Source organism: Moritella sp. 28 (assembly GCF_018219435.1).
Classification (GTDB): Bacteria; Pseudomonadota; Gammaproteobacteria; order Enterobacterales; family Moritellaceae; genus Moritella.
Map to the genome: position 1 here is coordinate 3656030 of NZ_CP056121.1, position 12962 is coordinate 3668991.

Here is a 12962-nt window from a genome sequence, read left to right on the forward strand (position 1 = left end):
TAAAAGCTACGCAATAACACCTACTACTTCGGACTCAACAACCTGAGTGCGCTTAGCCTCATCAAGCTTATAATGCTCTGCATCCTGTACAGCCCATAACACACGCTCTGGTGTTGCTGGCGTATCTAGGTGCGGTACATACTGATGGTCAGTCACACTCGCCACCGCATCACGCAATGCACTCCACACTGACATGCTTAGCATAAATGGCGGCTCACCCACTGCTTTTGAGTTGTAAACTGTCTGTTCTGGGTTGCTGCGGTTTTCAACCAAGTGTGTTCTAAAATCAATTGGCGTATCTGCAATCGCCGGGATCTTATAACCCATAGGGCCATTGGTCGCTAACTTACCTTTGTCATTCCATACCAACTCTTCGGTGGTTAACCAACCCATGCCTTGAATAAAGCCACCTTCAATTTGGCCTATATCAATGTCTGGATTCAGTGACGCGCCAACATCATGCAGAATATCTACACGCAGCGTTTTATATTCACCCGTTAAGGTATCCACCAGCACTTCTGAACACGATGCACCATAGGCGAAGTAATAAAATGGGCGCCCTTTCGCTGTCCCGTGATCATAATAGATTTTAGGCGTTTTATAGAAGCCAGTACTCGATAGCGAAATCTGGTTAAAATAAGCGAGTTGGATTAAGTCAGCAAATGTCATGACCTGTTCACGGATCGTCACCGTATTATTACTAAAGATAATCTCTTCGTCTGTCACACTAAAGTGCGCTACACAAAAATCAATCAAACGTTGCTTAATAGTACGAGCCGCATTTTGTGCCGCTTTACCATTTAAATCCGTACCTGACGATGCAGCTGTCGGTGAAGTATTCGGTACTTTACTGGTATTCGCCGAGGTAATTTGAATATGCTCAATATCTACTTGGAATTCTTGCGCGACAATTTGCGCCACTTTAGTATTAAGCCCTTGGCCCATTTCGGTACCACCATGGCTTAACTGCATACTGCCGTCAGTATAAACATGCAGTAATGCGCCCGCTTGGTTCAAGAAGGTAGCAGTAAACGAAATACCAAATTTAACCGGTGTTAACGAGATACCTTTTTTCAAAATCGGGCTATTTTTATTGTATTCGTCAATCGCTTCACGACGCGCGGCATACTCACTTGTTGCTTCAAGGTCTGCAACCAAATCATGAATAAAATTGTCTTCTACTTTTTGATAGTAATGCGTAACGTTTCTGTCTTCGGTGCCATAAAAATTCACTTTACGTACATCCAATGGATCTTTACCTAACTTACCGGCAATTTCATCCATAATGTGTTCAATCGTTATCATACCTTGAGGGCCACCAAAGCCACGGAATGCAGTATTTGATGCGGTATTAGTTTTGCAACGGTGACCAATGATTGTCGCGTCACCTAAATAGTAGGCATTATCTGAGTGGAACATCGCACGGTCAGTGATCGAACTTGATAGATCCGGTGAATAACCACAGTTACTCGCCACGATGATTTCAATACCATTTATTTGACCATCATCATTAAAACCAACTTTGTATTGATTAAAGAAAGGATGACGTTTACCTGTCATCATCATGTCTTCAACACGCGGTAAACGGATCTTAGTTGGCCGCCCCGTTAACTTAGCAAACACCGCACATAAACACGCAGGACCTGCTGCTTGGGTCTCTTTACCACCAAAACCACCGCCCATACGGCGCATATCAATCACGACTTTATGCATAGGTACACCAATTACTTCGGCAACCAATTTTTGTACTTCAGTTGGATTTTGCGTAGACGCATAAACGATCATACCACCATCTTCTGTTGGCATCACTGACGCAGCTTGCGTTTCTAAATAGAAATGCTCTTGGCCACCAATATGAATACTACCTTCTAAAATATGCTTAGCTGCTGACAATGCCGCAGCCGAATCACCGCGTTTTTGTTGATGCGATTCAGTCACAAAGCTCTTTTTGGCTAATGCTTCTTCCACATCTAAAATCGCAGGTAGCTCTTCGTATTCAATAATTGCCGCTTGTGCCGCTTGACGGGCAATCTCCATCGAATTGGCCGCGACAGCAATCACAGCCTGACCAAGGTACTCCACTTTACCGTCGGCTAATAATGGATCGCCCGGTAAAATAGCACCGATATCGAGCTCGCCCGGAACATCTTTGGCTTCAATCGCTAATTCCACACCGTCAAATTCATAACACGGTGTTAAATCAATTTTCGTAATATTGGCATGTGCCACATCACTCATGCGTACATACACATGTAACTGATTAGGGTATTCAAGACGATCATCGACATAAACCGCTTCGCCCGTCACCTGAATACCGGCACTTTCATGTTTTACATTTTTACCCACACCAGTCTTGATTGAACGATTCGCTTGCACTAACAATTGCTGCTGTGATGGTTGCACTTTATTGTGATTAGACATAAGACGTTACCCGCGTTTCAATTGTTGTACTTTGCTGTTCTAAATAAAATTTCTTCAGTAGATTCTTAGCTGCTAGTGAACGATATTCTTTACTTGCACGAAAATCAGATAAGGGTGAAAAGTCTTCATCTAACGCTTGCATCGCCGTATAAATACTGTCGTATTCCCACACTGCACCCAGTAATACCTTCTCAGCATGTTGCGCACGCATCGGCGTCGCAGCCATCCCCCCAAATGCTAAGCGCACATCCGTAATAACATTATTTTTCAAGGTTATATTAAATGCAGCTAACACAGCTGAAATGTCATCATCAATACGTTTTGATAGTTTATAAATACCGAATACTTGTTCTGACGTCGGTAATGGAATGACAATTTTGGTAATAAATTCCGCTGCTTTTTGCGCTGTTATCTTATAACCAATGAAGTAATCTTCTAAATCTATTAAGCGCACATCATCACCGCAACGTAATTCAACTTGTGCATTCAGCGCGATTAATGCTGGCGGTGTATCACCAATTGGCGATGCGTTACCTATGTTGCCACCGAGCGTTCCTTGGTTACGGACTTGCAGCGAAGCAAAGCGATGTAATAATTCACCAAAATCTGGGAAGTATAATGCCAAAGTACTGTAACTATCCGTTAAGCTGCGTGCAGCACCAATTTCGATATGGGTATCAGTCACACTGATATCTTTCATCTCTGCCACGTTGCCAACCGAAATCAAGGTATTAATAGGACGATGGAATTGGGTCACTTCCAAGGCTAAATCTGTACCGCCGGCAACAATACTAGCATCAGGGTGTTTCACTAATAACGCCGCCAACTCAGCCACATTATCAGGCGAGTAAGATGATTGGCCGTTACCCGTTAATTCTTGTGTCCCGTTGCGCTCAATGGTACTAAGTTTCGCAACCGTTTCACTTTCTAGGCATTCAAACGCATCAACAATATGCTCTTGCTCTGCTAACGCTATTGCCGAATCAATAATTGAACGATAACCAGTACAACGACATAGGTTACCTGCTAATGCTTCAAAAATAGCATGCTTGTCGGCTGACGGGGTATTCTTGCTTAATGCAAACATCGACATTACAAATCCAGGGGTACAATAACCACATTGGGTACCGTTAAAATCAACAAGTGCTTGTTGCACCTGATGTAAGGCACCGTCTTTTGATTTAAGATCTTCGACCGTGATCAATTGCTTACCATGCAATGCGGATATAAACGTAATACACGCATTTACTGATGTATAGCGGATCCGCCCATCGACAACATCACCAAGTACAACGGTACATGCACCGCAGTCTCCTGATGCACAACCTTCTTTAGTACCTTTCTTCGCTTCTTCCTGACGTAAGAAGTTGAGTACCGTGGTGTTAGGTGAAAGGTCAGATACCTGACACATCTTTTGGTTAAGTAGGAACTTAATCAAATCGTACCTCCTGCGTTATTCCGTAACATTGACATTCACATTAATTGCTATTATTTTTTATTTCTAGCTGTGTTTTGACTGACTAATTGAGCCTATTAAATTAGAAACCTGACTCTAAAGTCAACTTATTGTCACATAAAAATAACAATTGAGAAACAATTTAATAAAATAATTTAAGGGTTATATATACAATTATAGTGAAGATTAGATAAGGCTATAGGTATGGCAGGCAGAAATAACAATGCCAAGTTACATCGAACTTGGCATTGTTTGTATACAATATTATAAAAATTAGCGTTATTTTATTTTTTATTTAGCACATTAGAAAAGACAACATGTAGATCGCTGGAAACGGTCTCGCCATCTAAATTCAGTTTAGACTCGATATGTTTTAAATGTTCACGCATTAATAAGCAGGCTTTTTCAGCATCTTTTTCTTCAATCGCATCGAGTAACTCACTGTGCTCATCCAATACACAATGCGTACTCGTCGCGACTTCGTATTGCGCAATAATCAGCGAGCTTAACGATACCAAGCTACGCTGGAAATTAAATAAAGGCACATTACCAGACATTTCAGCCAACTTTAGATGAAATTCACCCGATAAACGGATCGCTTTACCTAAATCACCTTGTTTGGAGGCTTCATTTTCTTCCACTATTAATTGACGTAAATGCGTGATCTGCTTATTTGATGCATTCTCAATAGCAAGCTTAGTAATAGCATCTTCGAGTGTATGCCGAGCAATAAAGACTTGTTTTGCTTCTTCGACAGAAGGCGATGCAACAATAGCACCGCGGTTAGGACGGATCACCACCACTTGTTCGTGTGACAAGCGTAATAATGCACGACGTATAATAGTGCGACTTACACTAAAAATATCACCCAATGCTTCTTCATTTAATTTTGTTCCAGGCGGAAGACGACGTTCAAGAATGGCATCAAAGATATGTGCATAGACGATATCATCTTGAGCCATTGAGCCTGACTTGCCTTCTGTTTCTACAGAACTACTTAGCTCAGACATTATTTTCACCATTGTTAATCCAATTTAGTTATCTCAATACAACTAAGTACCGCTATAACCTGACATTTATTGATATAAAGTCATAATATGTTAACGCTGTGTAACAATCTAGCCTTATTTTGTATACTATCTTAAAAAAATTGAAAACAATTTTTAACCTGAAATTCCGTTTTTGAGGAGAGAGCGATTTACGTTTACCGTTATCTATTTTTATCGGTTTAGTAACTGATCAACCTCAACGCCTAATGCTACCGTTGCACCAACCATTGGGTTGTTACCCATGCCAATAAACCCCATCATAGCAACATGAGATGGCACCGACGAACTACCAGCAAATTGTGCATCAGCATGCATACGTCCCATTGTATCAGTCATACCATATGACGCAGGGCCTGCAGCAACATTATCAGGATGTAAAGTACGACCCGTGCCACCACCCGAGGCTACCGAGAAGTAAGGATGACCCGCTCGGATACACTCTGATTTATAAATACCCGCGACAGGGTGTTGGAATCGAGTGGGATTTGTGGAGTTACCCGTAATACTCACATCAACACCAGCGGCATGCATAATAGCAACACCTTCACGTACATCATCAGCGCCATAACAAAGAATGTCACCGCGAGGACCAGTTGAAAATGAACGACGGCGAACTTCTTTTAACTCACCCGTTTGATAATCAAATTGAGTTCTGACATACGTAAAACCATTGATACGAGAGATCAGATATGCGGCATCTTTACCCAAACCATTTAAAATAACTTTAAGGGGTGATTGACGAGATTTATTCACATTCAGCGCAATTTTGATCGCCCCCTCTGCTGCAGCGAAAGACTCATGACCAGCAAGAAATGCAAAACATTGGCTTTCTTCATTCAATAATCGAGCAGCAAGTGCACCATGCCCAATACCGACTTGACGTTGTCGAGCAACACTCCCCTCTTTTGTGAATGATTGCAGTCCTTCACCAATAATATTGGCAGCCTCTTCAGCTGAACTTGCTTGACGATATAATGCCAATGCAGTGCCAACGGTATAAGCATCAGCGGCACTATCAAATGCGATAGGCTGCGTTTCCATCACTAAAAATTTAGAGTCAATTCCTTTAGCGAGGCAATATTGATAAGCATCTTCAATTGAAGACAAGTTCATTTCGTTTAGTAGTGCTGTAATTGGGTTTGTAATAGTGCGATTAGTCATAATAGTATCCTTAGATTAAGCTTCACGTGGATTGATCGTTTTAACGGCGTCGTCAAAACGACCATATGTACCTGCAGCAGATTTCATGGCATCATCTGCTTGGACACCTTTGTTGACGGATTTCATCATTTTCCCAAGGTTTACATATTCATAACCAATCACTTCATTATTTTCATCCAACCCTAACTTAGTAACGTAACCTTCTGCAATTTCCATGTAACGAACGCCTTTTGCGCTTGTCGCATAACTAGTACCAACTTGACTGCGTTGAGTTTGGCCCAGATCTTCTAAAGCCGCACCAATTTCTAGTCCACCTTCAGAAAACGCGGATTGACTACGACCATAAGCAAACTGGAGGAAGATCTCACGCATTGCAACATTGATAGCATCGCACACCAAATCAGTATTCATTGCTTCAAGAATCGTCTTGCCAGTTATAATTTCCGCAGCCATCGCAGCTGATTGAGTCATGCCAGAACAACCAATTGTTTCAATTAAGGCTTCTTCAATAATGCCTTCTTTAACATTGAGAGTGAGTTTGGCAGCACCTTGCTGAGGCGCACAAGTTCCGACACCGTGACTTAAGCCTGAAATCGCAATAACTTCTTTAGGATTGACCATTCGGCCTTCAATTGGGATGGGAGCAGATGCATGGAGATCGCCGCGTTGAATCGGGCACATTGATTGAATGTCAGAAGAGTAGTGCATACAATTTTCCTATTAGATTTAGGAAAACAAGGTGTCATCGTGGTGTAAATAACAGTACCAACAAATAATAGTACCAACAAATAAATGTCGTCACTATTCAGTTAATGCTATTTTACAGATTCACTTGTTTTCAAATTTAATAGGAGTCATCAGCCAACAATTGGCGGTTAAGTAGGTGGCACCCCATCACCTTGGTGACCATAATAAATCTTAATCATAATGTTAAGCAAGTCTTGCTTTAGACTCGTTTTTTATATTAAACCTTTCTTATATAAGCATCGTGATTTTATTCACAATCTGGTGATAAACTAAAATTCAGTAAGGTGTTGAAAAAGACTAACCAAACGCTGTTATTTTTAGCGGCTTATCAGCATCATAACTATTTAATACATCTAACAAGCTTGCCATACTCGATTGGTTCTCCAGTGGTAATACAAGATCTTGAGTGGAAGTGGTAGATTGCGCTGCTTGAGCCCGCTCGTTCGCCGTTGGTTTAATTAGCGAATCGTGCGCTAATTTTTGCTGTAATAAGTGAGAACTGTTTTGTAGTACAGACTCTGCCACATATTTAGCATCACCCACCCCTGTACCGACTTCAGGTGAAAAGCAGATCTCTAAACGCAATGCGGCCATATTACTGTTTGCAGCGTATTCATTTAACCTTGCGATTCGCGCAGCATCATACGCTGACGTATCAACGGCAGTATGCTTAACTTCGATTTGTTTCTGATCTGTAATATCAGATGACAACATACTTAATAACAGAGAAAACTTCGCTCTATCACCATTTAAAGTACATTTGTTTAACTGCTGGCCAAGTTGCAGCTCATCAATTAAGGCATGTTGTCGTATCGATTGAACGTAAATAAGTTACCTCTTGAACAATATTGCGCGCAGAACAACCAAATTTTGCCACGAAATAATCAACTAGTAAGTTATCGACCTGTTTTTATAAATATTTAGCTATTTATTCGATTTTTTTATTCACATACAGACATTTTCTGATACTATCCGTTTCGTACTTGTGGAGGGGTTCCCGAGTGGCCAAAGGGATCAGACTGTAAATCTGACGGCTCAGCCTTCGAAGGTTCGAATCCTTCTCCCTCCACCACAATATTTACGTTATGCTGATTACATAAAACTCATTTTTAAAATGATATAAAAGTCGACATAATAATAACATCTAACCTTTAGATGAAAAAAGAATTACTCGTGGAGGGGTTCCCGAGTGGCCAAAGGGATCAGACTGTAAATCTGACGGCTCAGCCTTCGAAGGTTCGAATCCTTCTCCCTCCACCATCATTTAGCTTTGCTGATGACTTGAAATAAGAAGTACGTTGTGGCCAATGTACTATATCTTAAATATGCCTTAAAATAGGTCTTAAAGTCATCGACAAAGTGAATACAACATCTACCAATGCGAGTAGATGAAAAAGCATTACTTGTGGAGGGGTTCCCGAGTGGCCAAAGGGATCAGACTGTAAATCTGACGGCTCAGCCTTCGAAGGTTCGAATCCTTCTCCCTCCACCATCATTTAGCTTTGCTGATAACTTGAAATAAGAAGTACGTTGTGGCCAATGTACTATATCTTAAATATGCCTTAAAATAGGTCTTAAAGTCATCGACAAAGTGAATACAACATCTACCAATGCGAGTAGATGAAAAAGCATTACTTGTGGAGGGGTTCCCGAGTGGCCAAAGGGATCAGACTGTAAATCTGACGGCTCAGCCTTCGAAGGTTCGAATCCTTCTCCCTCCACCATCATTTAGCTTTGCTGATAACTTGAAATAAGAAGTACGTTGTGGCCAATGTACTATATCTTAAATATGCCTTAAAATAGGTCTTAAAGTCATCGACAAAGTGAATACAACATCTACCAATGCGAGTAGATGAAAAAGCATTACTTGTGGAGGGGTTCCCGAGTGGCCAAAGGGATCAGACTGTAAATCTGACGGCTCAGCCTTCGAAGGTTCGAATCCTTCTCCCTCCACCATCATTCTACTTTGATGATTTTACATTCTGGTCAATGTAAAAACAGTCATCATCGTAAAATATCCATCTAGTAATAGATGACAAAAATAGAGAATAATGTGGAGGGGTTCCCGAGTGGCCAAAGGGATCAGACTGTAAATCTGACGGCTCAGCCTTCGAAGGTTCGAATCCTTCTCCCTCCACCACTCTCTATACGATTTATTCCCACCAATGCTAATTAGCACATCTTATCTTTGTAATATACCTTCTAAAACATCAATAAAACCACTATATAACACAATGATTTTCTCAATACTATTTGCTTAATAAGGCAATTAACAGTATGGTTTTGTGATAATTCCTTCGCACAAAAAACACCCAGTTGACAGTTCTGATTAACAAAATAGCGCTCCTCTCAAGACAGTATTATGCATACCTGTTATTGTGGTGAATGCTAATCATTCACGTCTAAATTTACCCATAACCCTTGAGTTTTAAATAAACATGAATCAAAATTTTGACTATCGAAACAAACACGTACTCATTGTTGATGACCAACGTGCTTTTCAGATCATGCTCAAAACCATGTTGCTTAACTTCGGGGCAAAAGATGTCACACATGTGGGAAGTGCCGAAGACGCATTAAAATTATGCCGTCACAATACCTATGATTTACTGTTAGTTGATTACAATCTTGGCTCTGGCCTTAATGGACGTCAGCTATTTGAAACATTAAAAATGGATAACTTATTACCTATCCATACCGTATTTTTCTTAGTCACAGGTGATAATTCGAAAGCGATTGTATTAAGCGCAATTCAAATGACACCCGATGATTATTTAATGAAGCCGTTTTCACAAAACGAACTTAATTTACGTATTCAAAAAGCATTCAATAAAAAAGAGGCTCTGCTGCCGATCTACCAAGCAATTAAGGATGACGATTTTGCTCAGGCAATGGAAGAATGTGATAACGCAATAATCTACTCTGCACGCTATCGTAATTTCTGTCGTTTGTTTAAAGCAGAGCTATTAATTGAAAAGGAAAAGTACGCTGAAGCGCGTACTATCTTAGAAGAGTTTATAGAGGACCACCCGCATACCCAAGCACAATTGCTGTTAGGTCGAGTATATTATCTAGAGAAAAACTACCAGCAAGCGATCCCACTATTATCAGACATCATTAAGTATAATCCGATGCTGCTAGATGGTTATGATTGGTTAGCGCATTGCTTTAGGGATGGTGGCGACAGTGAAAAAGCACTGCAAATTGTGCAACGCGCGATCAAACATTCCCACTTGTCATTAGAGCGTCAAGGACTACTCGCAGAATTGGCACTTGATACAAATATGAATACGATAGCCAAAGAAGCCTTTTTCGCTATTTTAATGCAGACCAAAAACACCATACATCAAGCTCCCCAACATCTGATTAATTATGTTCAAGCTATTATTCTTGTCGCGAAAAATGAAGAAGACAAATTTAAACAAGGCCGCTTGTTACAAGAGATTAGCGGTTTGTTTCACCGTTCTTCGCAACAACACCCCTATGTAGAAGAAGATGAATTATTGGCATTGGAAGGTTACAGTTTAGCGTCTATTCATAATGTGAAAGGCAACCAAGTTAAAGCGAAACACACCCTGCTAAAAAGTAATGAAGCGTATTTAACCGAACCCGAAGGCACACCAGAATGGTTAGGGCCACAACTGGTTAATCTACTTGTCGAGTTAGAAGAATTTGAATTTGCTGAAAAGCTGCAGCCTTATATTCAACACTCTAACGTACACAGCGAAAAGTTACTTGCTAGTATCAGTGGTGAAGAAGACAGTAAAGAGGTTCAATTTCAGCACCACAACAAACTGGGTATTGAAGCATTTACTGAAGGTAAACTTGACCTTGCATTACAACACTTTGAAACCGCACTTTCTATCGCGCCACTCAATACTGGTGCAGCGCTGAATAAAGTGCAAGTGTGTATCGCGCTACTCGTCAAAGTCGAGCGACCATGGCCAGAAGTAACCAAGAAAATAGCCGATACCTTTACCGAGCTAGAAAACTTCCCACTATCTGAACAACAAGCAGAGCGTAAAACAGAATTGAGAAAAGAGTTCAACATCCAGCGTATGCAAGAGAAGAAAAGAGCAAACAAAATCTAAGTCTGTTATCAACTTAGACTTTACCTAACATAAAGCGCGCTATGACTAAGGCGCAAGACTCGTGTGCTTGTATTTTATTACTTCCTTTAGAGAAACCCCTATAACAATAAAAATAACACCAAGTACTTTAATAAGTAGTTCACTGGTTGAGCTTGACGATGAGTCCAAAAACAAACCAAAGCACATTTGACCAGCAATAACTAAAATCATTGTACTCGTAGAACCTAGATGGCTCATGACAAGGCTATTAATTACCACATAAAAAGCCCCAATAAACCCTCCAAAGTAAACGACCATATTTGAACCGCTCGAAAGTTGAGGAGTCTCTCGCAATGCAAACATTACAATTGAAAGAAATAAAAAACCTGTTAGGTGATTTATATATGAAGCCCTAAATGCTCCACTGTAGGTGGCTAATTGTCCGTTCAATATACGGCTTATCGCGATACAAAATCCGTTCAATAATGCGATAAAAATATAAAGGGTCATTTTAATACCTCTGAGAAATAATGAGTATTGAACCGAAAACTACCAATGAGATAGGAAGCAATTCTAAAAGAGTTAATTTCCTTTTTCTTAATCCAAATAATCCTAATGCTTCACAGAAAATAGAACAGATAAGTTGTCCGATTAATCCTAGAGCCAGTGTTCCTGATAAGCCAATAGCGCTATTCACGGTTACCGAAGCAAGGATAACGGTAAGTGCGCCGGGTAATCCCCCTAAGTAAAATAACTTAGGTACATCACTTTTAATTGGAGTAGGTAAACTTACGGCTTTAATGACCACATGGTAAAGTCCCAACGCCAGCAGACCACCTAAACCATGCGCCAACCATGAAGCGTTTATTGCGGATGTTTCTAGCGCAAGTTGGCTATTGATATGGATCATCATAGCCAGCAAACCACCTCCAATAATAGCCAATATTGAATATCTATTTATATTTTGCATATTACCCTCTCTCTTGTTTGAGAATACTTTAACTGATTATAAAAAGGATGATAATATCGTTCTAGTTGAATCATTGGTGAGTAAAAGTTGACAATATGAAAGATAATTTCTCCGCAATTCCAGTATTTGTAGCAGTAGTAGAAAAAGGGAGTTTTTCGTCTGCAGCAGAAAAGCTAGGCATGACAAAGTCAGGAGTAAGTAAGAGAATATCTGTCTTAGAAGATAGCCTAGGAGTGCGATTATTTAATCGAACGACAAGGAGCATAACGCTAACCGAAGCTGGCGAACGGTTTTCAGATTATGCTAGGAACAGTGTCGTTATTGCAAACGAAGGGTTTGCAACACTACATAATCTACAAAATACACCGAAAGGAACGTTGAAAATAAACGCCCCCATGACGTTTACGCGTTTACATATCGTTCCTTATATAAAAGAGTTCTTAGATTCCTACCCTGACGTAAAAGTAATACTGAGTATGGATGACCGAATTGTAAGCATAGTTGAAGGGGGTTATGATCTTGGGATTCGAATCGGTGAACTTGAAGATTCCTCGCTGATCGCTAAAAAACTTGCTGATTGTAAAAGCGTACTCTGCGCCTCACCACAATATACCTCGAAACATGGCATACCATCAAAACCTGAAGACTTATCTAACCACAATTGCATCTACTACAGTCTATTTCAGGCTGGAACTGAATGGACCTTTTACAAAGACAGTAAAAAACTAAAAATAGAACCTAAAGGCAACTTTATCGTTAATAATAGTGATGCGATTTTAGAGGCATTACTGAATGGACTCGGTATTTGCCAGATGCCAACCTTTATCGTCGCAGAGCACTTGAAATCAAACAAACTTATTTCAATCATGGACGAATATACTCTCCCAAAGCATGCAATATATGCAGTCTATCCCGAGAGAAAACACCTCCCTGAAAAAGTAAGAGTATTCATCGAGTTTATGCACAATAAATTAGGCGGAGGTTCAGGTTATTGGGATAAGTAAAAAGGGGTTGCAACTAGGATAGTAAAAACCAAAGCATTACTCGTCCCGATGGTTCGGGGGGGACCATTCTGGCTTACTGCGCTA

The 12962-nt window shown here is 40.4% G+C and carries 10 protein-coding genes, 6 tRNA genes and 1 riboswitch; of the genes, 8 read left to right on the forward strand and 8 right to left on the reverse strand.

Features of this window, described 5'->3' with window-relative positions:
* Positions 1–6: 6 nt before the first annotated feature.
* The 6 genes from xdhB to HWV02_RS16155 form a co-directional block, all read right to left on the reverse strand.
* A complete protein-coding gene (gene xdhB / locus HWV02_RS16130) occupies positions 7–2421 on the reverse strand; it encodes a xanthine dehydrogenase molybdopterin binding subunit (protein ID WP_211688702.1) in 2415 nt (804 codons plus the stop codon).
* On the reverse strand, positions 2414–3859 hold the full coding sequence (xdhA, locus tag HWV02_RS16135; RefSeq protein ID WP_255546869.1) for a xanthine dehydrogenase small subunit: 1446 nt from the start codon (positions 3857–3859) through the stop codon (positions 2414–2416). Before xdhA ends, xdhB begins: the two co-directional genes overlap by 8 nt.
* A 302-nt stretch (positions 3860–4161) precedes the next feature.
* Positions 4162–4887: a GntR family transcriptional regulator gene (locus HWV02_RS16140; protein WP_211688704.1), complete on the reverse strand. Its 726-nt coding sequence runs from the start codon at positions 4885–4887 to the stop codon at positions 4162–4164.
* A 210-nt stretch (positions 4888–5097) separates the two neighbouring features.
* A complete protein-coding gene (locus tag HWV02_RS16145) occupies positions 5098–6087 on the reverse strand; it encodes a GGGtGRT protein (protein WP_211688705.1) in 990 nt (329 codons plus the stop codon).
* Positions 6088–6102: 15 nt separating this feature from the next.
* Positions 6103–6795 (reverse strand): iron-sulfur cluster assembly scaffold protein, encoded by a 693-nt coding sequence (locus HWV02_RS16150; RefSeq protein ID WP_211676780.1) that lies wholly within the window; start codon positions 6793–6795, stop codon positions 6103–6105.
* Positions 6796–6928: 133 nt separating this feature from the next.
* Positions 6929–6995, reverse strand: a riboswitch (Fluoride riboswitch).
* A gap of 136 nt (positions 6996–7131) precedes the next feature.
* Positions 7132–7662, reverse strand: a complete 531-nt coding sequence (locus tag HWV02_RS16155) for a VC2046/SO_2500 family protein (protein WP_370629434.1) — start codon at positions 7660–7662, stop codon at positions 7132–7134.
* A gap of 159 nt (positions 7663–7821) precedes the next feature.
* Between HWV02_RS16155 and HWV02_RS16160 the strand changes: the two genes are divergently transcribed.
* From HWV02_RS16160 to HWV02_RS16190, 7 genes are all read left to right on the forward strand, one after another.
* A tRNA-Tyr gene (locus tag HWV02_RS16160) sits at positions 7822–7906 on the forward strand.
* Positions 7907–8009: 103 nt separating this feature from the next.
* Positions 8010–8094: transfer RNA gene (locus HWV02_RS16165), tRNA-Tyr, on the forward strand.
* Between the two features lie 147 nt (positions 8095–8241).
* A tRNA-Tyr gene (locus HWV02_RS16170) sits at positions 8242–8326 on the forward strand.
* Between the two features lie 147 nt (positions 8327–8473).
* Positions 8474–8558 (forward strand) — tRNA-Tyr (locus tag HWV02_RS16175).
* A 147-nt stretch (positions 8559–8705) separates the two neighbouring features.
* Positions 8706–8790, forward strand: a tRNA-Tyr gene (locus HWV02_RS16180).
* A 99-nt stretch (positions 8791–8889) separates the two neighbouring features.
* Positions 8890–8974: transfer RNA gene (locus tag HWV02_RS16185), tRNA-Tyr, on the forward strand.
* Between the two features lie 298 nt (positions 8975–9272).
* Entirely contained in the window at positions 9273–10925 is a 1653-nt protein-coding gene (locus HWV02_RS16190) for a response regulator (protein WP_211676781.1), read from the forward strand.
* 45 nt (positions 10926–10970) lie between these two features.
* Here the strand turns inward: HWV02_RS16190 and HWV02_RS16195 are convergent, their stop codons facing one another.
* Both HWV02_RS16195 and HWV02_RS16200 read right to left on the reverse strand, forming a co-directional pair.
* Positions 10971–11414 carry a DMT family transporter gene (locus HWV02_RS16195; RefSeq protein WP_211688707.1) on the reverse strand — a complete coding sequence of 148 codons (444 nt, stop codon included), beginning with the start codon at positions 11412–11414 and terminating at the stop codon, positions 10971–10973.
* Position 11415: 1 nt separating this feature from the next.
* Positions 11416–11874 (reverse strand): DMT family transporter, encoded by a 459-nt coding sequence (locus HWV02_RS16200; protein WP_211688709.1) that lies wholly within the window; start codon positions 11872–11874, stop codon positions 11416–11418.
* Between the two features lie 95 nt (positions 11875–11969).
* Between HWV02_RS16200 and HWV02_RS16205 the strand changes: the two genes are divergently transcribed.
* Complete coding sequence (locus HWV02_RS16205; RefSeq protein ID WP_211688711.1) at positions 11970–12878, forward strand: LysR family transcriptional regulator; 909 nt, start codon at positions 11970–11972, stop codon at positions 12876–12878.
* Positions 12879–12962: the final 84 nt, after the last annotated feature.

What these genes read in the sequence shown, in the direction of transcription:
- xdhB (WP_211688702.1), bottom strand. Translation starts at nt 2,421, where the DNA reads ATGTCTAATCACAATAAAGTGCAACCATCACAGCAGCAATTGTTAGTG.
- HWV02_RS16140 (WP_211688704.1), bottom strand. Translation starts at nt 4,887, where the DNA reads ATGTCTGAGCTAAGTAGTTCTGTAGAAACAGAAGGCAAGTCAGGCTCA.
- HWV02_RS16145 (WP_211688705.1), bottom strand. Translation starts at nt 6,087, where the DNA reads ATGACTAATCGCACTATTACAAACCCAATTACAGCACTACTAAACGAA.
- HWV02_RS16150 (WP_211676780.1), bottom strand. Translation starts at nt 6,795, where the DNA reads ATGCACTACTCTTCTGACATTCAATCAATGTGCCCGATTCAACGCGGC.
- HWV02_RS16190 (WP_211676781.1), top strand. Translation starts at nt 9,273, where the DNA reads ATGAATCAAAATTTTGACTATCGAAACAAACACGTACTCATTGTTGAT.
- HWV02_RS16195 (WP_211688707.1), bottom strand. Translation starts at nt 11,414, where the DNA reads ATGACCCTTTATATTTTTATCGCATTATTGAACGGATTTTGTATCGCG.
- HWV02_RS16200 (WP_211688709.1), bottom strand. Translation starts at nt 11,874, where the DNA reads ATGCAAAATATAAATAGATATTCAATATTGGCTATTATTGGAGGTGGT.
- HWV02_RS16205 (WP_211688711.1), top strand. Translation starts at nt 11,970, where the DNA reads ATGAAAGATAATTTCTCCGCAATTCCAGTATTTGTAGCAGTAGTAGAA.